The organism is Sphingobacterium sp. B16(2022), from assembly GCF_012030425.1.
Taxonomy (GTDB): Bacteria; Bacteroidota; Bacteroidia; order Sphingobacteriales; family Sphingobacteriaceae; genus Sphingobacterium; species Sphingobacterium anhuiense.
The window spans coordinates 975,833-1,002,017 of record NZ_JAAUVN010000001.1 but is presented as its reverse complement, the minus strand read 5'-3'; the positions used below and the strand labels follow the sequence as shown (position 1 = coordinate 1,002,017).

The following is a 26,185-nucleotide window of genomic DNA, read 5'->3' as shown; positions in this document are numbered from 1 at the left end:
ACTAATGTTAAATTCATGGAATTTGATTTTTAGAGATTAGGGAAGCAAACCATCGGTTCACCCCCCTAAAAACAGAGCTACATGTTATGCTAATACCAATTGACCCAGGTAGTAACTCAATGAAGTTTTGACACCATCACGGTGCCCCGTGAAGATCCAGCCTTCCAAAGTATCACCAGAATAACTTGCCGGTAAAGGCAGCGATAAGGTTGCATCCAACCGCGTTCCAGACTCCATAATACTGAAGAAGTTCTTCGTCCTATTGTACATGAGAAGCACTACTGAATCGTCAGCGAAAGCATTGAACTTGTTAATTTCCGGAGACCAGGAAAGCTCCAGTTCGCCAGCATTGATTTCCGCCCATGCTACGCCCATTAAATTGGAAAGAGCACCTTTGGAGATTACCACTTTCGAATAGTCAATTTCCAGGCTTGGATAGACACCCGAGATACCGTTGCTAAGCACTGCCTGCAGCGCTTTGTTATATCCCGTCGCCTTGCCTTGCAGCTTATCCGAATAACCCAGGTTGAGTAAATCCTTGATCGGTGATAAAAAAGCTACTGCCAGAGCAAACTTTGAGCGCTGAGCAATTTGTCCATTTGTTGCTTTTTTCCCCGTAAATTTTGGTAGCGATTTGACATAATCTACGCTTCTCCATGAGCTTCCCACTACGCTTCCCACTTTACCCGAATACGCTCCTACAATTCCTTTTAAAAATCTTGCCATTGTTCTAATTTTCAATTGTTTACACTATAACCTGCATGCCGGTTTTTACTGATATCGAGAGCTAAATTAGGGGCGAAAACACGAAAATACGAGTGATGACAGGGCATGATAGCACATGATAGGAACGACTTTCATTCCCTGTCATAAATAGAAAAGTAAAAGGTGTAAATATTAAAAATAGCGACACATAAGGCAAAAATATTCGACTGCTTTTCGACTAAAGTTTGACCTAGTCAGCAGGCTGATTCGAGGTTGCTTCGACCATTTATCGGCAAGTGTTCGACTGGGCTTCGGCAACTTGCCGAAGCCCAGTCGAACAGCAGTCGAACCTCACCCGAGCAAGTCCCGAACCTGTCTCGAATACTTCTCGAACACCTCTCGAAGCGCTCCCGAACAGCAGCCGAAGAACTAGAGCCGTCCTTTCAACTTGCATTTTGCGATTTGATCCTGCAAATCAAATAAATAATAATAGTGGCGCTTGCCTTTTTTCCTAGGTTGAAGCTCTCCATTCTCCACCCATCGGTAATAAGTTGACTCTGATATATTTAGTATCTTCATTACCTGTCCTATATCTAACAGTTTAATCTGGTGCTGATCAATGTCAACTGTTTTTTCACGTTCTTCCGCGAGTTGATTATAGTTTTCTATGAGTCGGATAATTGTTTGTAGATGAGCAGTAACTATTGTAAATTGATTATAGAGCGCTTTTATTTCTTTCAGAATTTGATAGATATCTTGAATACATTGAAGTATATTTAGTAACCATTTTTTCATTATTCAATATGTTTGCGGCTGTTCGATAAACAGCATAGTGATACCAGCCCCAGCGCAAAATGTCCGGAACTGGCAAGTTAAACCATCAAACTTGCAATCTATATTTTCGCCTAATCGGCCAAATCATCCGTCCCGCGCATATACCAGGTTTTAAAAAATCTTGTTACTGTTTCACTTAAAGTCGTTTTCAAATGAAACGGTGGATCTAATTCCAGTTCAATATTATAATTGCTCAATATTCTATAAGATTTAACAGAACTGCGGTTAATAATAAGATGCCGGCTTGCCAAGAAAAATTGATCCGAAGGCAACACTCGAATTAATTCAGAGAGCGTCAACCCTTCAAACATGGTTTTACCCCGAACCTCACTTTGGATGTAGCGAATCTTTTGTTCACTATAGATATAATTAATATCGGTTAGATCAATGCCATCTAATTCCTGTAGATATTGCTTTTCAGGAGCCGGACTATCCATTTCGAGTTTGCGGACAGAAACTTCTTGCAATAATTTGATATATTCCGATTCTAAGAGCACTGTAAGCTTTTCAGATCGATGCCGGCCTTGCACGCTACTAACAAAAAAGTAAATCAGGAACAGTACAATCTGAACAAATACAGTAGACAAAAGGACAAAATAAATGTCAACACTGAAGTAAGAGGTATTGCCCAACCATCTGTCGCTATTTGCATACACGATCACCGCTGCCGAGAAGATTGCGGTAAACAAACTTAAGCCCCCACTGATCAAGAACTGTAAAACAAAATACCATGAATAATGCGCCACTTTTGACTGATCATATGGAACAAAATTCGATACTAACCTGCTGGATTGATAAGAGACTAGCAAAAAAAGTGCGACAGAGGCAATGCTGATACTTAGATTTTTAAGCAGATATTGATCATCTAAAATTTCGAATAAGCTTTCGTGCTCATTGATGAGATACATCACAAGACCACCTGCAACACTGAGCAGAATAAATACGAGCCACATGGTTTTTTTTACAGTTCGCTTCATAACATGAGGTTAACTACATTTCAATGTTCTGTTATAATTTTGACTAAAAATAGTTGAAGATAAAATTGATAATACTATACATAAATTTAGGATTAACTCAAAGATAATTAAATGAGCTTAGATAAGCAAAATACATTCGTAATTAAAAAATAGGAAACAATATATCAATTACGCAGGAGATTTCAGCAGTCACTTTGTTGTTTTTATCAATTTTATGTTTTCCCTTTTCGGTATTTATTCTTTCCCTATTCGGTAAAAAACCCATTTTAACTATTTGCAAACCCATAATAGTAAACCGAAATTTAAGAATCTTAAAAAAACAAAACTAAAATGGAAAAGAAAGAATTTACACCCGAAGGTGTTCGAGTATGGTATCTCGAATTTTACGCACAAAATGATTTTCAAAAAAAACAACAGATTCAAGCACTTCAGCAGTCATTCAGGCTTACATTAAAATCCATGTTTTACTTTACAAGCGAGCAGGAAGAATGGTTAGATGCACTGGATGATGATTTTATTTTCGTTATAAGTAACCAGCTTACACTCACTTTAACACTTGAATTGCCGATAAGACTGGTCAAACCTGAAAAGCCTGGTCCGGGTATCAGTGTGTTAGGAGTAAAAAGAGGTGAGTCACACAATCCCATTAACAGCAGTGCTGCTACTGGTGAAGCACTTCAAGCTGAGGGAGAATTTGTCTTTGTAATCAGCTATTAATAAATGACCTTGCGATCGATGTTATTTCCATCCCGCCATACCAGGTAAATGTGTATTTGAACATCAAAAATTTCAAGAAAAATAAAGCAACGGAACGAAAGAAGCGTTCCGTTGCTTTATAAAAAAAGACCTAAACAATCTGACCAGATATAAATTAACAAAAGCCTATTATGAAAAGAACCATTACTTTAAACCTACCCTTCGGGGCAAAGGAAGTGATGAACCCAAAAGTAGAAATCAGCTATATCATGCGCAATACAGAGACATATTATTGGGAGTTTGACGGCAACCTGGTTGCCGAACAGACTTTCGATGGACGATATGCCTACCTTCATTATTTCGAATTTTGGATCAGTAAAGCAACTACTGTCACTTTTCGATCCCATGCACCAGATCTCCACCTGTGCTATCCGATTGAAATTGGCGAGCAGCCACTGATCATGCACGATGAGCTGCTTGATATCAAGTTAACCCTGAACCAAAACAGAGCATCTTATCTCTACCTATCCGTTGCGGACTTTCACGTCGATCTACCCATTGGACATTATATCGTGAGAGGCATCACGCTCGATGCCGGTCTGTTCCGTCCCAACATTGCGCGGAGCTTTGAATTTGTTATGCCTTTAGTGGAGGCAAAGCGTGTAGGCAATAGTATTTCGATGCAGAGTGTGGATTTCTTGATCGGTACATTAACGAAATACGAGCTCGATGCGATATTCCAGAATCTAAATCCCAAAGTGTTGGACAATGAACATATTTTGATTCGGCACCAGATTTACTTGATCAAATTATCTCGACTCAAAATCATGATGGGAGACGGATCCATCAATACACCGCTTACTATTATCAAACATGTCCGAGAAATATTAAGACTCATTATCGACCAGTACGGCAACAAAACTCTTATCGGAGACCTTGCAGAAAGTGTACAGGTAGACCGCAGCCGGCTCTATAAACTTCATAAAGAATATTACCACTGCAGCCTGTCAACCTACCGCAATGAACTGCTGGTTGAAAGGATATTACGAGAATACGATCATTTTCACAATAACCTATCGGGTCTTGCCTATGAATTGAATTTCGCAGGGCTTAGTGAACTCAACCGTTTTTTCAAAAAGATGAAAGGACAATCCCTTGCGCAATATCAAAAACACTAAAAAGAAAGCACAAAGCCGCTACCCCACCACTCCCTAACAACATATAGCTTACTCAAAGACAACATTCAGCCTAACGCTCACCTGCTTATGCGCTCTATCTTTGATAAAGATTGTATAAGGGTTATAAAAGAGAGAAGGTTGGAGCAAAGAGAGAAGGCTAGAAATCAAAATGGTTAAAGAGGTGAAAAACAAAAAGTAGGTTGAAAGGGACTTTTTTAATTTTGATTTAATCATTTGACAGAAAATGTAAGACGCTAATTTAAAAAGAATATTATGTCAGAACAGATAACATACCATTGGAAAAGAAGCTCTTCCATAAAAAGCATTTTGCAAAGGATTGTCATATGGACAGCCACAACAATCCTGATCATCTTATTTTTTAATACAGGTATGGGTAAGGTTATGAATCATATAGTTTTTGATACACAGCTGAGCCGACAACCACTGCCCAATTGGTCAAAGCCTATATTGTCCTATGTACTTCCCGTATTGGAGCTTGGTACATTGTGCTTATTGTTTAATGATCACACTAGGCGGTGGGGTTTATGGACGGGCACAATTTTGATGACGGCTTATTCGGTCTATGCATACCTAGCCTATATTGAATTCTATGGTTATGTGGTTTGTGCGTGCGGAAAAATATTTGAAAAAATGAGCTGGCAGCGGCATTTCTATTTCAACACTGCTATTGCAAGCGTGAGTATTGTGGCGTTATACATGTATTATAAATTAAATAGAAGTAAAAAATAAACTATGCGTAGTGAATTCCGACGGGAATTCAAATAATGGTAACTCCATGTTTTTATATCCGATTGCGTTCGCTTGGGATTGCGACAATTCAGATATTTTAAAGTTCCATATATGGAATCATCCCTATTAAACGGCAAGTCGCCAAGACAGGGTAATTGTATATGATGACGTGGTGACCAAAAATTATATACTCTAAAATTAAACAAAATGAAAAAAACAAAATTAGTACTGCCCATGTTGGCAGGAATCTTAGCAGTAAGTGTATATGTTGCAAATGCAAAACAAGACGCAAGCAACAAAAATGGGAAATTAAACACGAGTCAAGAATGGATGTTTAATGGCACAGATCAAACTGCCCCAGAAGATTACATTGAGGTTCCAAATGGTTCTACAGAAAATTGCAGTGGATCACTTAAGGTTTGTGTTGTTTCAGCACCTGAGGATGCAAACGGACAGCCAGATTTTAGCGCCGTGACTGGTTTAGAAACCGCATTGGAGAATAATACTTCTCATCCAAACATTACAAGAGGAGATTATACCAATCCATAATAGAATGGATAAAAAAATGGGACATGCTTGCAAAGGCATGTCCCGTTCTTTTACCTCGGATTTTGTTTTATTCCGCTCTCTAAAACTACATCATAAGGGAGTAACAAGGTGTATCTCGGATCATTAGGCTTCAATTCAAACTTGTTACTTCCTACATTTCGGACGATTGTTTTTGTAAACTTACCCTCGTAGTTTAATCTCCGGAGATCCGGCCAACGAATTCCTCCCCGAAATAATAGTTCTTTTTCACGCTCTTTTAATATTCGCCTTAATAAATCATCACCATGAAGTCCTCTTATCACACTAAATTGTGATTGTTGTAATCTAAACTTTAAGATATGATTAAGGGTTGTTAAAGCTTGTTGATCTTGTTTTAATCTGACTTCACATTCAGCCTTATTTAGATATACTTCATCAACTGCTAGGCCGGCAAAAAGATTAAATCCATCACCATTATAATATCCTTTAAAATTATGATACCCATTATTGTCCTTTCGAAAAAATGCCTTTTTCCGAAGGTCATTATCTTCATAACTATTAAATAATACTGTATCTACAAAAGCATTCTGTTGAGCATGAGTACCCGATGATGATAGCGTGATTGCATGAAAAATCACTTCTCTATTCAATATTGTAAAGGGCAAAGTAGCATTAGCATTCACATTATTATAGTCAAGGAGTTCATCCTGGATATCAAGACATAATTTAGCATATTCAAGCGATTTTAGATAATCGCCAATGAATAGATAAACTCTGGAAAGAGCAGCATATGCCGCTACTTTTGAAGGTCTAGTTTGAATACTTCTCTTTGCAGGAAGAAGTTCTGCTGCAAGTATCAAATCTGAAATAATCTGTACATAGGTATCTTTAACAGTAGACCTGATAATGGGTTCATTTATATCGGCTTTCAATTTAAGTACTAAACCGAACTCTGAATCAGGCATATTTACCGTGTTATGCGGACAGTAAAGTTGTGCCAATTGTAAAAAGGTATAGGCTCTAAAAAATAAGGCACTTCCTTTAGTTGCCATTCTATCAAATTCTGTCAAACTCCCTAACTTTGCTTTATCGATATTGTCTAACACTACATTACAATTAAATATACGTTCATAGGAATAGGACCAATCTGCATTATGTTGCGCTTCACTATCCCAAACGTACATATTGCGAGCATCAATACTTTGTTCATTCCATGCTGCATCATTAAGAAAGAAATAATCTGCACTTATATCACCCCCTTCAGGATGATATTGTGTCATAATGGTTTCATAGTCCATGAGAGCAGTAAGGTCTTTGACGTTATCAGGTAACGACAAGGATTGATCAGGTTTTTGATCCAGATATTTTGAACATGATAAATGAGATAATATACCAGCACAAATAAAGAGAATATATAAGTAACGATTCATAATTTAAAAATTTGAAGTTAAACCAAGCGAATAACTGGCAGGAAGCGGTAAAGATCTAAAATCGGGATCTAGTGCCAGCTTATTTGCACTCCATAAAACACCAAGATTACGTAGATAAGCCGTTAAACGAAGATCCTTAAATCGTTTACTCAAACTTTTATTGGCCAAAAGATAGCTAATACTGATATCTTGCAGACGTATATGATCTCCCTTTTCTGCTGTAATTTCCGCATTTTGATAAAAGGTATTTCTTCTGGTATCTACCGGATACTGCATTGACGGAACTGTTGTCCTGTTTTCATCTCCAGGCTGTTGCCATCTATCCTTAAAATCGCCATAACCAACCCTAGCATTAGCATTTAGTAATTGGGTATAGTCAATTGATTTACGTCGAAAATAGTAATTAGATTTAAAACTAATATTTGCTGAGACAGACAAATTACGCCATGACAGCATATTTCTGAATGCACCATAATACTCTGGTAAAGCAGAACCATGGAAGATAAGATCATCTTTTGTTACATTCTGAATCAACTGTGCATAATTGACCGTATTTTCACCATTCAGGTAACCAACGGGATTTCCATTTTCGGGAGTCAATCCACCCCATTTATAACTTATCAGTGGATAAGCAGCTTGACCTTCAATTGGCGAGACAGACACCCCTGCTCCCACCCAATTACTTAACCTCGTACTGGCAAGCATATATTTCAAAATTCTATTTTTATTATATGAAATATTTAGATCACCATTCCAGTACAAGTTTCCTATTTTTTTTGCTGCATGCAACTGCGCATCTAAACCTGAGTTTAAAATTGTTGCACTATTACGGGAAACCATTGCATATCCTACTGTAATATTTGAAGTCACTGGAGCAATTAAATCAGTTGATTTCTTTTCATAATACTCAATGCTACCCGATAGCCAGTTTCCTTTTAAAGCAAAGTCTATTCCAAGGTTTAACGTAGCAACCTTTTCCCATCTCAACTGTGGATTCGGAGGATTGACTACCACCGCATACGGAAATCTACCAATCTTACTAATTCCGTTATATTTAAGCGTCGTTAATGCTCCATAACCAGCAGGAACCTTTCCACTATAACCATAAGTAGCCCTCATTTTGAGCAGTTGTAGCGGAGATTCCTTCATAAACGATTCATGGTGCAAATTCCAAGCAGCACCTACTGACCATAAGGGGTTCCATTTTGCATTGGTTTCAATACCAAATAAATTAGACGCATCTCTTCGCACACTTGCGGATAGCATATATTTTTTGTATAACATATAGGAACCATTAAAGTAAAAGGATAAAAAGCGATCATTCCTTCCAAAAGCACTATTAGAAAAAGGAATAATACTTGCCGAAGCTAAATTATCATACTGAGTAAATCTGCTGTTATAATCAACTGGCGAACTCAAGAGTAAGTCTTCCTTATAACCATACTCTCGGTTATTAAAACCCGAGCTTTTAACATCTCTTATCTCCATCCCGCCTATTGCGTTGAAGTTTTGATCATTAAAATCTTGACTATATGCCAATTGCCCTCTAATCGAATTCGAATTTAGGGTTGAATGCGATCTATCCAAAATTCCCCCAATTGGCACAGGTCGTATGACGGTATTATTGGTAACCGAACTATACATATTGATCATGTTTCGGCTGAAAAAGCTATGTTCACTATAATGGTTACGACCAGTTTCAGGTTGATAATTGTACTGATACTGTATATCTGCAGAAAGCGAAGGTAGTAAATCATATTTGACGCTTCCACTTAACAATAGGTTATTTGTATTAGAGTTGTTATCTGCTAAAGACAGCTCATTATAAGGTCTATATCTCCAATCCAATAAATGTCCCTGTTGATCGACCTGATCGAGATAATTATTTCTAAAATTTTTCTCTACTACCCGTGCATTTCCGAGTTCATCGACAATGTCGGCGTACGGATACATAGGACGACTTGTTGTCATAAAAAGACCGCCCAAATTATTATTTTCACTTGCTAGGTGAGCATATCTCACACCTACTCTAAATTCCAATTTCTGAAGAGGTTTAAAGGTATTTTCTACATTTAAATTGGTCCGTTTTGATCGATTCCCGACCGCATTTGACACATTATGATCATATCCCATGGAAATATAGGAACTGAGTTTATCAGTTCCACCGCTCAGAGAAGTAGCATATTGCTGGCTGATACCTGTTCGATAGAAATATTGATTCAGATCGTCTCTTAAGTCAATGGTACGGTACCGATCAATTTCAAATTCCAGGTCATCATCAGAAATCAGCCCCTTTCTATTTTTCTCTAACAATTCCACTACTGGAGTCTGTACAGGTCGGGTAGTGTTATTACTCAAAGCGTTATTAAAAACTCCTTTATCAAATAGAAATCTTTCCACATCTATAAACTCACTAGAAGTCATCTGCGGTAAATAAAAAAGATCAGGCTTTTCCGTGAATGTTGTGTTTACAGTCATAGAAAGTCTCCATTTGGAAGATAGACTACCTTTTTTTGTCGTGATGACTAAAACACCATTACCAGCTTTTGCTCCCCAGATGGATGAGGCAGCTGCATCTTTCAGCATGGTTACACTTTCCACATCATTGGGATTGATACTACTGAGATCCCCTTCGAACGGAAAATTATCAAGAACTATCAATGGAGCTGTCGCTTGCGACCCCTCTAAGCTTCCTACTCCTCTTAAAATCATATTTGATTCATTTCCACCACGCTTATCAAATAAAAGATTGGGCATGATACCGTCTAATCTGCTGATAACGTCCATACCAATCTGTCGGTTGAATAATTTATTGTTCACTTGTTCAAAAGAACCTGTAGCTCTTTCCTTAGGTATTGCTTGGTATCCGGTTTGGATATTTACCTCTTCTAGTATACGAGTATCAGGTCTCATTTCCAGTAAAAGCGTATCATTATTCTGAGCACCAACTTCCCGAGAGGTGGTTATATACCCTACCTTGCTGATCTGTATTTTAAATAAAGCTCCCGTAGATGGAAGAGTCAATTCAAATTCCCCCAAATCATTGGTCATAAGTGTTTTGTCAAACCCAGATATCCTCACGGTAGCATGATCGACTGCTACATTTTCTGCAACCACCTTTCCTTTTATTTGAAAAGTCTTATTCTGGGCCAGTAATTCCCCAGTTCCTAATAAAAGTATTAGGATCAAACTAAATACTTTTATCTTAATCATGACGGTTCTCCTTTTTATTAGTATAACCAAAAGAGGATAGCATCAGTTCCATTTTTTCCAATTGCTCATCAGAATAGATTCTATCTGCTAAAACAAACATGTCCAGTTCCCGATGCTCAAGTATCAAGTCTAACCCCTGTTTTCCAAAACATTGTTTGAGTTCCTGAAAATCTCTCAGATTATCGGGAAGGTCAAGATCTATTGGATACGTTATTCCTGATTCATCGATAAAAAAAGGATGAGGCGACGCTGATAAATTATTAAGAAAGTGAATCAATCCTTTTAACTTATACCTTCGCATATAATTTTGTTCACCTAATGTTGACGGCCCAATTTCTTTCGGAATTCTAGTCTGTAAATAACCGGAGATGACTATACCATGCCAATCTTTGATTTTTGCAGGAAGTATTTCCTTGTCAATCTTGGGTCTTACAACTAAACAGGGTACATTAAATTTTCGAATACTTGCTACACGTCCAGTAAAATCCTGCAGATCATGCTGCAATCTTTTATGAATCTGAAGTGAAGACCAATTTATTGGAACGCTATATTCAAAGGAAAGATCATACTTTTGATGGTTGTAATCTGGTAGCATAAAGTCAATGGAAGCTGCGTCATCGAATAAAAAAACACGTCTACTGGGCAACGTAATATTGAAATTAGGAACAAATGCAGTTTGATACATACGGATCAAAGGATAATTGAGATAGAAACCAGATTGAATATGTTTGTTTGAGTCAACTATATGTCCCTGGTCAATTCCAAAACCATCTGTAAACCCCATTACGCTAGAATAGTAAGTTGGCAGATGCTGCTGACGATCTTTAAAAGTAAATGTGAGTAACGTTGTATCCAGTTTTTCTTGAAATTCGGGAAGATAATAATCAGAACCTGTTATCATATTCTGTAAGACATCTGCATTTAAATAGGACGGTACAGTAGTTTTTTCAATTGTCCCATACTGATTGATTATGACGATGTATGGTATACTTTGATGTGGAAAAAAATCATTTAGTATATGACCGTTGGTGATCGATTTGAAGCGATGTTTACTGTTTTTGATTTTTTCTGTTGATTCCTGTGTCACTGGTATAACAGCAATACGATCTTGAAATTGTTTCTCCAATTCGTGCATTTTGGGCATTGACATCAAGCAACTACCGCACCAAGTGGCCCAGAAATCCAATATGATCAATTTCTTATCTCTGTAATCATTGAGCGTTATTGTTTTCTTTCCTGAGGAATGATTAACCACCTCCAATGGCATATTCCAGAGAAATTCTGGTATGGTATCACCTATCTTGAGTGGTTTAATAGTAGCCAACCCATTCACCCCGCTGTCCTTGCGGGGTGTCTGAGCTGATAAACATAAACTATGAAATACTGCGATGGTCATGATATAGGGTATCGCAATTCCTTTAATGGCCTTTAATAAGCATAAGAGTAGATTAAAGGCATGGAGCATTGGAGAAAGCAGGATGCATAGCGCTAGTTTCCAATGTATTTTTATATATGAAATCGTATCTTGATCATGCTCTTGTAGGGCGTAATCATGTCCAACGTTTTCAATTTTTAGTATAGAACTTTTCAATGTGTTTATTTTTTGGTTTGTTTTTGATTGAAGACCAAAAAATAACTCAAGATTTAGGACAGTAAATTTCCTTGGGTACAGCACATAGCTCTCCCTATTGCAAGTTTTTTGCATTTTTTAAAGGTTTAATTGAAGGTAGATTAGGCGCTAAGAATTTAGGCAATAAGCATCCTATTTAACTTTCAATAGTTAAAAAATAAAATGGAAAAAATGCAATTTTAAGTTGTCGTCAATTGGTTATATAATGGTCTACATTATTGCATTTTGAATGGATAGTCAGCATAGTGACTTTGCGCAACAAATCTAATCTGCCGGCTTGATGATGTTTTTGGTGGTTTGTTTTTTGTTCATAACTCGTTTTATAATTAACGAGTCCAGTAGCAGGTAGTATGATGAATATGGGACTACACGCCGTGACCACTTATCAGTTCTCAGGCCTTACGTAACACGGACTAACAGTAGGCCCATATCCATCTTATATACGCAAATATACGATTTGCAATATAAAGAAAAGACATGGGTATTTTAAACTACTGCCCTGCGTTACGGCCTGAGAAATTGTGATCGCAAGACTCTTATTTTAAATACCAGTATTTCAGATTAATTCGTTAATCCGAAATCTAACGCTAAAGTACAGAGTATATTTTACAAAAGCAAATTATTATATCAATACAATATACGCGAACAAAATTACTTCATTTATAATTAATGAACAAGGAATGGTATCTTACCCCGTATGAGTTATTAACAATAATTACAGTTCGCACAATTAGATTGAGCTTGGGTATTTCAGGTGAAGAATTATCACTTTATCTAGGGAAGAGTAAAAAATATATTGGACATATTGAAAGTAAGGCTAGTGCCCTAAAATATACCGAAGAAGCTCTTTATCACATTGCAATCTATTTCTCGTTAAAAGCAGAAGAGCGTAAAAATGAATGTGTAGAGAATGGTGAACCAATAGATTTTAAAACAAGCTATACCAACTTAGATTTACAACCTTCTGATATTCAAGAAAGAGATAAAGTATTAAAAGTGATACCTCCTATCCCACCAGGAGCAGGCTCTGCATCTACATTGAATGCGGTGATTGAAAACACAAAGTATTTCGACAAAGCCAGAACTTTAGAGGAAATAGTGAATCATTGTAATAAATTACAAAATCAGACTTGGACGAGTTCAGATTTCACTGATGCATTGAGTCGTGCTATTAAAGGCAAAAACAAAAGATTGGAAGTCGTAATTGTTGATGGCAGAAATACCTACATAAAATACAAACCTAAAAAAGAAAGTATTGATAAAAAGGTTGACTAGTATTTATAATGTCCAAAGATTTAATCGATCGCTCTCAACATTTCATTTCTACATATTTCTATAAGTCCTACTAAAGTTGGTGATTCATAAGATTCGTCATAGCTAGTGCTGGAGGCATCACCTAAACAGAACGTACCATTTGCCCAACGTAATGTATTTAAATCTCTTTGCCCTATCCAAAGCTCTTGATAAACACCCCACCATTCAAATATAGTTTCATCATCACAATTAATAAAGCCTATAACCATATGATTAACATATCCATCGGCAACCTTATATAATTCAATCAATTGCGTAATCACATTTTCAGGTACTTTTTTCGTAAAAGCACGTTCTTTAAAAACAGTGATTTGTAATGAAGTAGCTGGAACCAACTCAAAGTCTGATGAGTCAGGAAGTTCTTCCAATAATTTTAATATTTGCAATTGATTTTGATTCATCAGATCTATTCATTGTTAATTTATTGAATCTACAAATTTTTCCCATTACAATATATTTTTAAAGGAGATAGTATTAAAGATTCGTTTGATTATATTTGTTGTAAGTCGGTAATAGCCCATATAATGAAACGAAATCTAGATTTTGAGATCTTAAAAATAAGCAGTATGTCGGATATCGAGCTCATTAAGATGCTCAATATAATTAAATTACGTAATAACCGTGGTTTAAGTCAATTTGAGCTAGCATTTTTGTTGGGACAACGTGACCTTTATGTGCGAGATTTTGAACGACCAGATCATACTTTAATCTTAGGTCTTAGTGAAAATAATACCATCAAAATAATTTTCAAATGTGAACTTGAGGATTTTGTTCCATTAAGTAACGGCAGTACCAATCATAAAATTCAAATACTCTATCAAGTTGATGACCAAGGCAACAGAAATTATATAGCAGAGCAAAAAATTGGAAACGGCAAGTGGAAGGAATTTTTAAGATTTGGTGATGAAGAAAAGGACATCCTTCTAGAGTCGTCTAGTCTAATAACAGATACCCAGATTCAAAGTTGGATTGATAAAAAGTACCATAATGGATATTTTAATGTTGCTAAATCTGCACTGGAAATTTTCTTAGACTGTGAAGCTCATTTCGGTGAACCAGTTAGACCGTTATTCCTTGCCAATGCTATTCAACACTACACTAAGAAGAAGAAAGCCCCAAGGTTGGTTAAAAACAGAGACAAGATGAATGACTATGATGTTTTTATTGGAGAGGTGGATAGGAGATAAATGTCAAATAAATAATTCAGAAAACCCAAGCCTAATAGACTTAGAAAAACAACTATATTAAGTTAAAAAAAGATTTAATAGCTCTTCATAGATTCATTATTATGACTAAAATTTATCAGTTCCGTCCTAAACGTTTAAAAATTGGCGGTGATTTGGTATAGCAAAGTTGCTATATTTAAATCGCTAAATTTTCTTACACCGCCATGGTAAATTTAAACGTTTTAGTCAGATTTTATCCCTTATCGACCGGGAATTATTCAAAGATTTGGTTGCTAAACATAAGAGTGACAAACATTGCAAAGGGATCAACAGCTGGACTCATCTTGCAAGCATGTTATTCTGCCATTTTTCTTCTGCAGATTCAGTTCGGGATATCAGTAATGGCTTGCGTAGTACGACCGGTAATCTGAACCATTTAGGTGTGGGCAGAGCTCCCAGCAAGTCCAATATTTCCTATATCAATAAGCACCGCACCCATGAACTCTTTAAAGATCTGTATTTTTCGCTATTGGATAAGCTGTGGCAAAAAGATACCCATTTCCGTAAAGAGCTTAACCAATTAAAGCGCAAGGTTTATCTAATGGATGCCAGTGTTATCCCATTATGCTTATCGGTATTTGACTGGGCTAAGTTTAGAAGTACCAAAGGAGCTGTAAAGTTGCACACTGTTTTGGATTATGATGGCTGTCTGCCTGTTTTTATGCAGATTACGGACGGAAAGGTTCATGAGAGCCAGCGTGCGGGCAGCTACAGTTTTTCTAAAGGAAGCGTCATGGTGGTGGACCGAGGTTATGTAGATTACAGCTGGCTCGGGGATTTGGACAGCAACGGCTGTTATTTTGTTACCAGGAGTAAAACTAACATGAAGTACAACGTGATCAGGTCATATCAGAGTGAAGCACTCTTAGAAAAGGGAATCATTAAAGATCAGATCGTTGAGCTTTCTGGTCCATCAGCAGATAAATACAGTTCCAAATCGCTGCGCCTGATTCATTTTTGGGACAGCACCACAGACACCCAGTATCACTTTCTGACAAATAATACTGGGTGGAAGGCCTCACTGGTAGCAAACATTTACAAACAGCGATGGCAGATTGAGGTCTTCTTTAAGCATCTCAAACAGCGCTTAAAAGTATCGACATTTGTGGGCACATCCGAAAATGCGGTGATGATCCAGATATGGACTTCCTTGATCGGCATCTTGTTACTAAAATACCTTCAAAAGAAGGCTAAAATATGACTGGAATCTATCAAATCTGGTGGGATTTATCAGGATGAATATCTTCGTAAAAATAAATATATGGCAATGGATAGATGATCCTTTTATCAGGCCACCAGTTAAAGGGAAAAATGGCCAGTTACAAATGTTTTCAGACTAAAAAATAGGATCAAAATTGAAATGATCTAAAAATAGCTGTTTTAGAAATGGAAACAAGCGCCTAAAATTTATTTAGGACGGGACTGATTTTTAACAAATAGTTTAATCATGTCCATATCAAATTTTTCGCTTCTATTATAAAAGCTCTGATTGTTTAAAAAATTTAGATTTTTTTTTAAAAAACACATCAAGATTAAATTATGAGAAAAATGAAATATTGTAAAAAAAACAAATAATACACCAATTTCCGGTTTCCCGTAAAACTAGTTAAAAACAAAGCTATAATTTCGAGAAAACCGAAAAAAATTATAAAAATAGCAAAAATTTTTTATCTAATTATTCTACCGTTATTATTTGGAATAAGTTCTTGTAATAAAAATGATAAAAATGACAAAAACCAACCTGATTTAGAATTAGATAACCATGGAATAATATGTGGTACTCCAACTCCTACAACAACTGAAATTGAGGCTAAAAATAGAGCTTCTGCCAATTATTCTACAATAGATCCGGATCAACCTGTATGTATTAATGTTTTCTTTCATATTGTACGTCAAGATAATGGAACAGGTGGATACCCTGAAACAAATCTAAATATAGTACTTGATTCTTTAAACCGTCATTACAATAAACACGGTATATACTTTAAGTCAACAGGTCATGATTTTATAAACAGTTCAAAATATTATTCTATAGATAATGATACTGAATCTAATCAATTAGGAAATGTTAATGTGAAACAGAATGCTATAGATTATTATATAGTTAATAATCTGTGGAGTAGCGGAGGTTCTAGTGTCTTGGGAATGGCCCTTGGAATTCCATCTAAAACGTTAATTATGAATCAGAATTATGTAACCACTCCTATTTCTGCTCATGAGATGGGACATTGCCTTGACTTATGGCATACTTTTCAGGGTACTAAACCAGGAACATCTGGCTGTGCGGAAAATATAAATGGGTCAAATTGTATTACATGTGGAGACAAGGTCTGTGATACTCCTGCTGACCGGGGGTTTGGAACGGAAAATGGATATACGCCAGATTTAAATAATATTATGTCATACTATACATCGACCAGCGCACGTTTTACTGAAGGACAAAAATCAAGAATGAAAACATCCATTTTTAATAATTCAGTCCTAACAAATGTAATCGGAAATAACTGTATAATTCCAACTTTATCAACAAATAAACAGAATTATTGCGCTGGAGAAAATATAGTGTATACACTTCTAAATGGAGGCTCTAATGTTGTTTGGAATGTTTCTTCTACAGTAGATATCATTTCACAGAACAGTAATTCAATAACGGTTAAACCTAAGTCAATTTATGAAAAAACAGCTTTTGTCGAGGCAAAACTTCCTTTTCAAACGCTTAAAAAAGAAGTTTGGATCGGTACTCCACTTGTAGCCCTTAATATGTATTGTAATGATGTTTTCAGTACTACATGTGACATGAACTATGGAGGAGCAGCAAGTTCTTTACCTTTCGGTTCAAAAATAACTTTAAGTTTACAAGGGAAAGGTACAAATACTACTGGAATAAATGATTGGGAATGGGAAAAAGGATTTGGTAATTTTATATTTACAACTGGGGACTATTCAACTAATCCTGTCAATAATGGAAATGGTAATATAGGACAAACAGCGATTATACAGATTAATGGTTCTGGTACTATACAATTAAAGGCTAGAGCAAAAAATAGTTGTGGAACGGGTGACTGGAAGTATATTATGTACTCAGTAACGATGTAGCATTTTCTATAACAGATTCGTTATAATAGTAAGAAATTAAGTGAAAATAGTTCTCAAAATATATTAACAAAGGAAACCAATGAAAATTATACCTATTATAGCATTATTGCTGTTTACTGTAGTGAACCAAGGATGCAGTAAACAAACTGAAAATGTAAATTTAAATAAGATCGAAGGAAAGTGGAAATTGATTGCACAAAATGTAGGACTTCCTGACTCACATGTGTCGATTAAAGATGGAGCAGAAATATTTATAAATAGTGATGGAACATTCAAAAAGTTCGGTGGGAACTGTGATCAAGGAACATACAAAATTTCAGAGAATTATATAATCTTTGATTATACATGCGAGGGGAAAGAAAATATGTTAAGTAAAGGGATACAAAAGGAAATATTTAGTATCAAAGAGGGTATTTTGAGATTGACTCCTACTTATCTAAATTGTCCCGAAGGATGTTATTTTGATTACAAAAAAATTTCAGATAAATAATTATAATATTATTTGTGTTTCTCAAGATGAAGCTGTCCGAAAAGGGCAGCTTTTTTTATACTACGTAAACTGCACTGCATATTTTCTTAGCCTGTGAAGCACATTTCGATGAAGCAGTTAGACCGCTATTAATTGCCAATGCTATTCAACACTATACAAAAAAGAAGAAAGCGCCTAGGTTAGTTAAAAACAGAGACAAAATGAATGACTATGATGTTTTTGTTGGGTAGATTTAATGTCGTTCATCAATTTTTAATGGAAAGAGTGGTATTGATACCCCTCCATTAAAAAATTTTAAAAACAACTTCCTTTTACTTGGTTTAGCTATTTTGTAAGATAATTGAAAACGGTTAGAGGTTATGGCTTTTTCTAACTTTCTTTAATTTTGAGATCTCTGCAAATTTTTTAGATGATCCAATTGAATTAACTGAAGTTCCTAACCTTAATCCAGAATTTTTTGATAGGATAAATCGATCGTGAAGTGGTTTCTCCGAATTATTCTGTAAGTGGTAAAAATAAAATCACAGTCTTCGAGATCTTCTTTCGTATACTTTGACCATTCTTCTAGCAGTTCATTCTCATCTAAATAATCACAATGTAAATAGCAAATTTACTTTGGTTCTTCGCCAATTTTGATGCACTTAACAACTTCCTTAAATTCACTCATAAACGCCCATAGGTCGTTTACTTTTGTCGGGACAAAATGCTGTATAACATCATCCACACTATTGTCAGACTTCAGGATATTATATCCCTTATGCTTTAAGTCCTTCAAGATCTCGATTGTCAATGGTACATTCATCGCAATTAGTATTTATCATTATCACCTCATTCCAACAGGTTGGCATTTCAATCGCAAGTCCCTTTACTATAATGTGAACTTACAGAACTCTCCCCTGCTTTAATTCAATATTGAATAGGACGAACACGCAAGAATGTTGAGCAACCAGTTATCTTGAAGCGTGTCCATCCTTATTCAATATCCAAAGATAAATAATAAAACTAAATATATTAGCTAATATTTGCTATAAATATTAGTTTTTCATGTATTTTTATTTGTACCATTTGAATACCAATGATTTATTATATTTATACTATATTAGTTATATAATACGTCCATATTATATCCCATTATGAGTTGGGATATTGTTTTATTTAATTCGAAACAGAAAATAACGGATTTTGAAGAAATTGAAGAGGATCTGTTGATCTTTAATGGCATTCAAATCATTGCCTATAATCAGTAATCACATTTATGTATATGAAATATCTTCTATTTTTCTGCACTCTTTTACTGTCATTAAATGTATTATCACAAAACAATACCGCTAAAAGGGAGTACAACGAATTCCTTGAAACAAGAATATTTTCCTCTGTAAAGAACAGCATTAAAGATGATAATATAACTCATATAGATGTAGGATATTCAAATGAAAAAGCATACTTCATCAAATTATTTACAAAAAAGACAACAACATTTGATAGAAAAAATGGAGATACTTCGCAATCTTTTCTGCATAAAGAAAATAATTATTATTTTGATCTAAATTTTGAGGGCGATAAATATATCTTAAATCAAAATTATCCGTGGCTTCATTTACCATCTATCGAGGACATACATCCTAAAAATCTACCTAAAAATGATGAGATAAATTACTTAAGTAAAATCTCCATTTATAGAGATAGCACTATATATTACTTTACTACACATAAAGACTTCTACGGACAGATAATGCCATTATGGGGTTTTCCTGCAAAATATTTGGGCAGTATAGAGGCACGGGAACAGCAGATTGCCAAAGAATTAAGTTTAAACCAATCTGATGCTGTTAATGATTCTATTTGTGTGCTAGAAATAATCATTTTAAAAACTGGAAAGGTTACAGATGTAAAATCAATTGGAGGAAAAAACTCAGAGCTTAACGATATTGCTGAAAGGGCTATTTTTTTGGACAAGAATAAAGATTTTGGAAAGTATAAACCTAAGTGGAGAGCAGCAATAATGTACGACAGTGGAAGGCCGATGGACACGAAATTAAAAATGTTCCTTAAATTAAAAAAAGATGGCAGTGTAGAAATTTCACTTCCAAAAACTATGCGAAACTATACAGGAAACTAATTGATCTAAATCCGGGAGTGTACAAGCAACTGTGTTATTAGTCTCTTTTTAAAAGTTTCTATCTGGGAGTGTAACTCAAACTGTGTCATTGGATAATTAGCCTAATTCTAAAAGCCTCTATCCAGCTTGAGCCTATCTCCAAATTTAGTATATAGTTGTCATATGCTCAAGCCCCTATTGTGCATTGGCATCGTCCATTTCTTTGATACATCTTTTATGATCATGTACATCAATTTCTTCAGTGCCTGCTATAAACTGAATACACCTGGTTTATTCATTGGTATATATTTTATAGGAATTTATAAGCTCGTAAAGCTTAGGTTGGTAAGCTCTCGTATCTGGAGATGGATACCACCGTTTGGAGATAAACTTTTGTCTTCATAAAGACCCTGCATAACTTGGTTTTGAAGCGCTCGAAACGGATAAGTTCTACCTTAGCTATCTCGTAAATATAGGTTTTCTTGGAAACCAATCAGCTCCGTTGGCACCACATGTAAATAAAAAGTACAGCATGACTACAATGTACAAAACTATTGTTATACGCCATACAATGTGTAGCCTTCCAGAACCTTTATCTTTTTGCTCTTTATTTTTACTCCTTATAAAATTTCGATTTTTAGACATTATAGCAAGTTAATAACCTATATCCAGAATTTGGTAAAGTTGTTTTATCAACATCTAATTTGCAAAAAAAGCCAATGTGATTAAGATTGAACTTTCCTGACGACTTTATAGTTTTCAGAGATGTGCAAATAGGAATTGTCTATTTCCTGAAATTTGTATGCTACATATGCTTTCTCATGGTTTACATTTCCATATTAATTCACTTAAGATAAAGTGCATAGACATAAACCTCCATGAATTTGATTAATCAATTTCTTAATGTCGGGTGTCAATGTTGTCCATATGGAAAGCTGCTACAATTCGAAGAAAACACTCCTATTACGACAAATTAATCAACCAATCTCCTCTTAAATGGCTCCAACTCTCCTGCTGTAATATCTGGCCAACGAGCAAAATATATAAAGCTTGGAAAACCTTTCGCCATACTGTGCGAAAGGCTTAAACAAAGTTTAAATTTTAACGAAAACGGGTTAATAGATTTGCTAAGAAAATCGGTGTTTCAAAATCTTCCTCCTCGTCTTTAAATGGTCCTGAGGCTGAAGCATAATTAAATTCTTTCACTTCTAGGAACGCTTCATCTCTATGCAACCACTCGACCTCCACATGTGGTTTTATTACGAGTTGGTAAATTCTGTCAATTAGTTCCGATTCACCAGTTTCTATATAATTTTCAGGAGTATATGGCTCACCATCATACAATTTCCACACCAACAAATACTTGAAAATACTAATGCAAATAACAAAAGTACCTTCAGTGTTAGACTTTATTTCAAAACTTAAGCATCGGTCTTCGACAGGAAATGGACTGAATCCTAAAATTTCTGACTGTGGAAAATTTGATCTAAAGTCAGTTATGACCTTCTTAAAAAGATCTGGATGATTGGCAAGAAAACGTTCACCCCGTTCGTCCAACTTGCTCTGTTTTGAAGACTCAGATGGTCTCCAGAAAAAGTCCCAGTCAAAATATTCATCAATTACTTTTTTAAATCTATTCATATCTTCCTTAATTACAAGTACCAGTTGAAGGGGATATCATTGCGGGAACATCCCATGAAAATAATGAGACAGAAGAGCATCTGTAAAATTTTTGCTTTCATATTATATGGTTCTAGTTAAGAAAAATTGGTTAATTTAAAACTTAAAATACAAACTTTTCTTAAGATATCATTAATTTAAAAAAAATATTTAAATAAAATCTGACGCAAAGAATTAGAAGTATAATGAGTTATTATATTTAGCAAATTCGGCGTTGACTTCAATAACTGTTACAAAATTTGATTTTTTCCAGCAAAATTCAAAATATACAAAATCATTCAAACCTCTTTAAGATAGATTTGCAATTAATTGAGTTACTATTTTTTATACTTAACCGATTTACACTATTATGTAATAACTACAAAGAAATTACAGCTGAGCTAATTACAACAAAAACAATTCACGTAGCAGACATTTACGACTATAACGAAGACCCTATAGCCGATATTTTTGAGAGATATTTTCAGTATTGCCAAAAGGCGCTTTCAGAATATAGTAATGAGATTTCCCGCGATAGTTCGGTTCATTCAAATGGTTCCCAAGATTATAATAGGTGATTTTATAGTTAACCTAAATTAATATTCAATTTACTACTTGCAAGCTCATGAAAATTTTATACCAAAAATTATGAATACGAAAGAATGTTGGGCAACCGGCTGGTTATCCAATGGTGCGTCCATTCTCATTGTTAAAAAAAGAATTAAAATCAAATCATTTCTACCTAAGTTATTCATTGTTTGAATTGTCAAATTCATAGATGAGTTAAAATAAAAGGTGTTGAATAAACAGAACCTTAAAGTGTAATTAAAGAGCTCAAAAGTGTAATTTTTATTGATATACCCATAGCTACATTTGTATCGGTGTAACGATAGCTTAGCCGGCATAAGATATAGCACCTATAACAAATAATTTTAACATAATTTTTTTAAGATGAAATTCATAAAATTTTCTTTACTCACTCTTCCTCTTTTAGTGTGCTCTTTAAATAGTAATGCACAGGAAAGTGCAAAAAGCACATTCAATTTCCCTACTGATCGCAAGATCAATATTGGAGTTTTAGTTTATGATGGTGTAGAGATTGTCGATACGGGTGGTCCTATTGATGTTTTTGTAAAGGCTAATAACTGGAATGGCAACTATAATATTTACACCATATCGGCAACAGCCAATAAAAATATAGTCATGGACGGTGGAACAGTAAACCTAGTTTCTAAATACAGCATATACGATGCTCCACAATCAGATATATTGGTTATCCCTGGAACATCTCCTGAGATTGTCAAAACGATTTCTGCAGATAAAAAAATGATGAATTGGATTGTCTCACAGAATGAAAAAACCCAAATGACAATGTCTGTCTGTACTGGTGGACTTATACTGGCAAATACGGGTCTGCTCGATGGACGCTCCGCAACTACGCATCACTGGTCAATTGATGAACTGAGATCGCACCCTAAAATAAAAGTGCAGGAAAAAACTCGATTTGTAGTGGATGGCAAGTTTTTAACTGGCGCCGGTGTCACTTCTGGTATGGATGTGGCTCTTCAAGCTATTGAATTGATAAACGGTAAAGAAATTGCTGACGATATCGCACTCGGAATGGTTTATGACCGTTATAATACGATGGAATTTTTACCTAAAAAATAACGCCAAAATAACAAATGAAGTAACTGTTGACAAATATGACTTGTCAGCAGTTATTCTGTTTTACCGTGAAACTGTTTTCTGTGGAATTCCTTCGGAGTTTCACCAGTATATTTCTTAAAAAAGCGGTTAAAATAACTATCCGTTTCAAATCCCAACTCCCATGCGACTTCCTTTGCAGGAACTTTTGACCAGTACAGGAGTCTTTTTGCCTCTAGTAATAAATGCGCATCAATTAGTTGCTTAGGTGTTTTAAGGGTTGATTTACGAACACTTTGATTTAATGTCCGCGTTGTAACATTTAGCCGATCTGCATAGAATTTTACCTGATGTTGTTTATGGTAATGTTGTTTTAGCAATGCTTTAAAACTATCGTAGATTCCCTGAACATTGTGATCTTTAACTGGATACTTTACCGAAAGTCCGCAACATTGCACGATCAAAACATTCAATAGCGCTTTAATCAATTCTTCATCGGCATCTTCTTTATCAACTTCTGTCGCAATAATTTTGATGATATGATCCAATTCTTGAAGTTTTTCAAAAGAAATTTGAATGAACGGCCGTGAGAACAACAGATTTACTTTTTGAAGAAATTGATGAGTCTGATCGGCAATAAAATGACTAGAGAATGCGATTGATACTATTTTGCAATTGCTCATGTCAGGATGCGTGTGTACCTGATCAACATCCAGCATTAGCACTGCTGGCCCTGAGAGTTGCTTATTTTCAAAGTCCGAAAGATGACTCACATAACCCTCATACAAAAAGCTCAGGATATAAAAATTATGGGTGTGAGCATCTGAATCTAACTTCATAAATCGCTCCAATTCTTCTCCTGTAATCAATGAAAACTCATCCCTGAAATTTATACTGTAATTGGGTAATATACAATCCATTTTGTTACTCTTCTAAACATTGGACAGGAAGAAAATCCTGTATTTACTATTTATTCTAAAATGACGGTCAAGTTTTTCAAAACACATCATTTGTCGTTTTACCATCAGTGCACTTACTAAACTAGGTAACTCAATCCAAAAGTAGCTAATCGTTACATAGCCCTACATAACTTACTATTATAACATTTATCGGATATAAAAGCACCAACGTCCACTTTCCGATAAGAAAAGTAGTAATTTCCGAAAAAGTAGTATTTCCGCCACCATATTAATATTGCTTATACCCACTGATTATCAGTATTTCTTACCTTTTGGTATGTAGCTATATCCATCTCGTATACCTATACAAAGATAACCAAAATACAAATGTGGTCAACATGGAAACATCAATATGTCCAACAAACCGATTGCATTGTCTAATATCCAACTGGTCTGTTCAACTCGGTAGAAACAATATATCACTTATGTAACCAAAGTAGCTGAACTTGTTATTAAATTGATGCATATTTACTAAACCATCTTAAAGTGATGGATATTGCAGGTAAATTCAATCGGTGGCGGAGCTATAAAATGAGCAAAGAGCAACAGGATGTTATTCTTCATCGTCAAGCAGACCAGCGCTCAACTAGTGCATATACTCTTCGTTCAAAAAATAGTTTTGAAAACGTAAAGTGTTTTTCGGAAGTAAAGAATAAAAGAACGATAGGAAGCAAAAGGTAAAACTGCCGATTGCTGGATCAGAAATCGTTAAAATTAGAATAAAAAGACATCAATATGGAAAAAAATAAGAAAGCAAATGAGCTATGGACTGCGAGATGGGACGACAGATACAGCAACGAGCAGTTTGCATATGGTGAAGAACCAAACAATTATTTAAAAAAGCAATTGGCAAAACTAGCCGTTGGATCCATTCTTTTTCCTGCAGAAGGTGAAGGAAGAAATGCCGTATTTGCAGCCAAAAGCGGCTGGAATGTTTCTGCGTTTGACATAAGTATTGAGGGTAAAAATAAAGCGGTTAAACTTGCTAAAAAAAATGAGGTAACCATCGACTACAAAGTGGGCGAATTGGAAACTTTAGATTTTGAACCCAATCAATTTGATGCAATCGCCCTAATCTATGCACATTTTCCAGCTGATATAAAATCTAACTACCATAAGGCACTAGACAAATATTTGAAAAAAAACGGTACCATAATCTTTGAAGCCTTTAGCAAAAAACACATTGATTATGTAAGGACAAACGAAAAAGTAGGCGGACCGAAAGACATTGAAAGTTTATTTTCAATAGAGGAAATAAAAGCAGACTTCCCGAATTATGAAATTGTGGAATTAGTAGAACAGGAAATTGAATTAAAGGAAGGACTTTACCACAACGGAACAGGTTCTGTGATCAGATTTATTGGAAGAAAAAAATAAGAACAATGAAAAATTACTTTAGAAACTGGAGCTTCATGCGGTTGCTTCGATTGGCAATGGGTATTTTGATCATCATACAAGGGTTTATGGATAATCAGTGGATGTTCGTAGCACTAGGTGGTTTATTTTCACTAATGCCCTTGCTAAATATTGGTTGCTGTGGTACTTCGAGCTGCAATACATCGTTTCCAAAAAGCAACAAAAAAACAGATGAAATAACGTATGAAGAAGTGCGCTAAACGCAGGACTTGATTCTAATCGATTAATTTCCTGATGCAACTGTTGGTTAATAGTATCTTTGACAGATCAATCTTGTTATGTAACTTTTGTTACATAGTGTAGGGATAAGATCATCTACCTTTGTAGGTGATGAATTTCAAA

24 protein-coding genes are annotated in these 26,185 nt (G+C 35.3%); 14 read left to right on the top strand and 10 right to left on the bottom strand.

The window, feature by feature from the left end:
• Positions 1-84: 84 nt before the first annotated feature.
• From HCX49_RS04440 to HCX49_RS04430, 3 genes are all read right to left on the bottom strand, one after another.
• Complete coding sequence (locus tag HCX49_RS04440; RefSeq protein WP_168126301.1) at positions 85-741, bottom strand: DUF6266 family protein; 657 nt, start codon at positions 739-741, stop codon at positions 85-87.
• 393 nt (positions 742-1,134) lie between these two features.
• Entirely contained in the window at positions 1,135-1,500 is a 366-nt protein-coding gene (locus HCX49_RS04435) for a helix-turn-helix domain-containing protein (protein WP_168126300.1), read from the bottom strand.
• 110 nt (positions 1,501-1,610) lie between these two features.
• Entirely contained in the window at positions 1,611-2,516 is a 906-nt protein-coding gene (locus HCX49_RS04430) for a LytTR family transcriptional regulator DNA-binding domain-containing protein (protein WP_168126299.1), read from the bottom strand.
• A 330-nt stretch (positions 2,517-2,846) separates the two neighbouring features.
• Between HCX49_RS04430 and HCX49_RS04425 the strand changes: the two genes are divergently transcribed.
• The 4 genes from HCX49_RS04425 (at position 2,847) to HCX49_RS04410 (ending at position 5,689) form a co-directional block, all read left to right on the top strand.
• Positions 2,847-3,233, top strand: coding sequence for a hypothetical protein (locus HCX49_RS04425; protein WP_168126298.1), 387 nt, complete (start codon positions 2,847-2,849; stop codon positions 3,231-3,233).
• Between the two features lie 170 nt (positions 3,234-3,403).
• On the top strand, positions 3,404-4,390 hold the full coding sequence (locus HCX49_RS04420; RefSeq protein WP_168126297.1) for a helix-turn-helix domain-containing protein: 987 nt from the start codon (positions 3,404-3,406) through the stop codon (positions 4,388-4,390).
• Positions 4,391-4,663: 273 nt separating this feature from the next.
• On the top strand, positions 4,664-5,140 hold the full coding sequence (locus HCX49_RS04415; protein ID WP_168126296.1) for a MauE/DoxX family redox-associated membrane protein: 477 nt from the start codon (positions 4,664-4,666) through the stop codon (positions 5,138-5,140).
• A 207-nt stretch (positions 5,141-5,347) separates the two neighbouring features.
• On the top strand, positions 5,348-5,689 hold the full coding sequence (locus HCX49_RS04410; RefSeq protein ID WP_168126295.1) for a DUF6520 family protein: 342 nt from the start codon (positions 5,348-5,350) through the stop codon (positions 5,687-5,689).
• 50 nt (positions 5,690-5,739) lie between these two features.
• On the opposite strand, the gene HCX49_RS04405 is transcribed toward HCX49_RS04410, so the two are convergent.
• The 3 genes from HCX49_RS04405 to HCX49_RS04395 are packed head-to-tail and all read right to left on the bottom strand — an operon-like array spanning position 5,740 to position 12,016.
• Complete coding sequence (locus tag HCX49_RS04405; RefSeq protein WP_168126294.1) at positions 5,740-7,098, bottom strand: RagB/SusD family nutrient uptake outer membrane protein; 1,359 nt, start codon at positions 7,096-7,098, stop codon at positions 5,740-5,742.
• A 3-nt stretch (positions 7,099-7,101) separates the two neighbouring features.
• The gene (locus HCX49_RS04400; protein WP_168126293.1) at positions 7,102-10,311 is read right to left on the bottom strand and encodes a SusC/RagA family TonB-linked outer membrane protein; all 3,210 of its coding nucleotides are present in this window, start codon (positions 10,309-10,311) and stop codon (positions 7,102-7,104) included.
• Entirely contained in the window at positions 10,304-12,016 is a 1,713-nt protein-coding gene (locus HCX49_RS04395; RefSeq protein ID WP_168126292.1) for a TlpA family protein disulfide reductase, read from the bottom strand. Before HCX49_RS04395 ends, HCX49_RS04400 begins: the two co-directional genes overlap by 8 nt.
• A 594-nt stretch (positions 12,017-12,610) precedes the next feature.
• Here HCX49_RS04395 and HCX49_RS04390 point away from each other — a divergent pair.
• Entirely contained in the window at positions 12,611-13,216 is a 606-nt protein-coding gene (locus tag HCX49_RS04390; protein WP_168126291.1) for a hypothetical protein, read from the top strand.
• Between the two features lie 20 nt (positions 13,217-13,236).
• On the opposite strand, the gene HCX49_RS04385 is transcribed toward HCX49_RS04390, so the two are convergent.
• Complete coding sequence (locus HCX49_RS04385; protein WP_168126290.1) at positions 13,237-13,656, bottom strand: hypothetical protein; 420 nt, start codon at positions 13,654-13,656, stop codon at positions 13,237-13,239.
• A 123-nt stretch (positions 13,657-13,779) separates the two neighbouring features.
• Here HCX49_RS04385 and HCX49_RS04380 point away from each other — a divergent pair, with 123 nt between their 5' ends.
• The 4 genes from HCX49_RS04380 to HCX49_RS04365 all read left to right on the top strand — a co-directional run bounded on the left by HCX49_RS04380 (position 13,780) and on the right by HCX49_RS04365 (position 18,067).
• Complete coding sequence (locus tag HCX49_RS04380) at positions 13,780-14,442, top strand: hypothetical protein (RefSeq protein ID WP_168126289.1); 663 nt, start codon at positions 13,780-13,782, stop codon at positions 14,440-14,442.
• A 187-nt stretch (positions 14,443-14,629) separates the two neighbouring features.
• The gene (locus HCX49_RS04375; protein ID WP_317166822.1) at positions 14,630-15,682 is read left to right on the top strand and encodes an IS4 family transposase; all 1,053 of its coding nucleotides are present in this window, start codon (positions 14,630-14,632) and stop codon (positions 15,680-15,682) included.
• A gap of 977 nt (positions 15,683-16,659) precedes the next feature.
• Positions 16,660-17,577 carry a M43 family zinc metalloprotease gene (locus tag HCX49_RS04370; protein WP_168126287.1) on the top strand — a complete coding sequence of 306 codons (918 nt, stop codon included), beginning with the start codon at positions 16,660-16,662 and terminating at the stop codon, positions 17,575-17,577.
• A 79-nt stretch (positions 17,578-17,656) separates the two neighbouring features.
• Positions 17,657-18,067, top strand: a complete 411-nt coding sequence (locus tag HCX49_RS04365; RefSeq protein WP_168126286.1) for a lipocalin family protein — start codon at positions 17,657-17,659, stop codon at positions 18,065-18,067.
• Positions 18,068-18,677: 610 nt separating this feature from the next.
• On the opposite strand, the gene HCX49_RS04360 is transcribed toward HCX49_RS04365, so the two are convergent.
• Positions 18,678-18,869, bottom strand: coding sequence for a hypothetical protein (locus HCX49_RS04360; protein ID WP_168126285.1), 192 nt, complete (start codon positions 18,867-18,869; stop codon positions 18,678-18,680).
• Positions 18,870-19,328: 459 nt separating this feature from the next.
• Here HCX49_RS04360 and HCX49_RS04355 point away from each other — a divergent pair, with 459 nt between their 5' ends.
• Positions 19,329-20,186 carry a hypothetical protein gene (locus tag HCX49_RS04355; RefSeq protein WP_168126284.1) on the top strand — a complete coding sequence of 286 codons (858 nt, stop codon included), beginning with the start codon at positions 19,329-19,331 and terminating at the stop codon, positions 20,184-20,186.
• Between the two features lie 1,080 nt (positions 20,187-21,266).
• On the opposite strand, the gene HCX49_RS04350 is transcribed toward HCX49_RS04355, so the two are convergent.
• A complete protein-coding gene (locus HCX49_RS04350) occupies positions 21,267-21,806 on the bottom strand; it encodes a hypothetical protein (protein ID WP_168126283.1) in 540 nt (179 codons plus the stop codon).
• A gap of 969 nt (positions 21,807-22,775) precedes the next feature.
• Between HCX49_RS04350 and HCX49_RS04345 the strand changes: the two genes are divergently transcribed.
• On the top strand, positions 22,776-23,492 hold the full coding sequence (locus HCX49_RS04345; protein WP_168126282.1) for a DJ-1/PfpI family protein: 717 nt from the start codon (positions 22,776-22,778) through the stop codon (positions 23,490-23,492).
• A 50-nt stretch (positions 23,493-23,542) separates the two neighbouring features.
• Here HCX49_RS04345 and HCX49_RS04340 read toward each other — a convergent pair whose 3' ends face one another.
• Entirely contained in the window at positions 23,543-24,388 is an 846-nt protein-coding gene (locus HCX49_RS04340) for a helix-turn-helix domain-containing protein (RefSeq protein ID WP_168126281.1), read from the bottom strand.
• 525 nt (positions 24,389-24,913) lie between these two features.
• Between HCX49_RS04340 and HCX49_RS04335 the strand changes: the two genes are divergently transcribed.
• Genes HCX49_RS04335 through HCX49_RS04325 form a run of 3 tightly spaced genes read left to right on the top strand, consistent with a single transcriptional unit; the run spans position 24,914 to position 26,043 of the window.
• The gene (locus HCX49_RS04335) at positions 24,914-25,108 is read left to right on the top strand and encodes a hypothetical protein (RefSeq protein WP_168126280.1); all 195 of its coding nucleotides are present in this window, start codon (positions 24,914-24,916) and stop codon (positions 25,106-25,108) included.
• A 54-nt stretch (positions 25,109-25,162) separates the two neighbouring features.
• Positions 25,163-25,804: a class I SAM-dependent methyltransferase gene (locus HCX49_RS04330; protein WP_168126279.1), complete on the top strand. Its 642-nt coding sequence runs from the start codon at positions 25,163-25,165 to the stop codon at positions 25,802-25,804.
• A 5-nt stretch (positions 25,805-25,809) separates the two neighbouring features.
• Positions 25,810-26,043 carry a hypothetical protein gene (locus tag HCX49_RS04325; protein WP_168126278.1) on the top strand — a complete coding sequence of 78 codons (234 nt, stop codon included), beginning with the start codon at positions 25,810-25,812 and terminating at the stop codon, positions 26,041-26,043.
• Positions 26,044-26,185 lie beyond the last annotated feature (142 nt).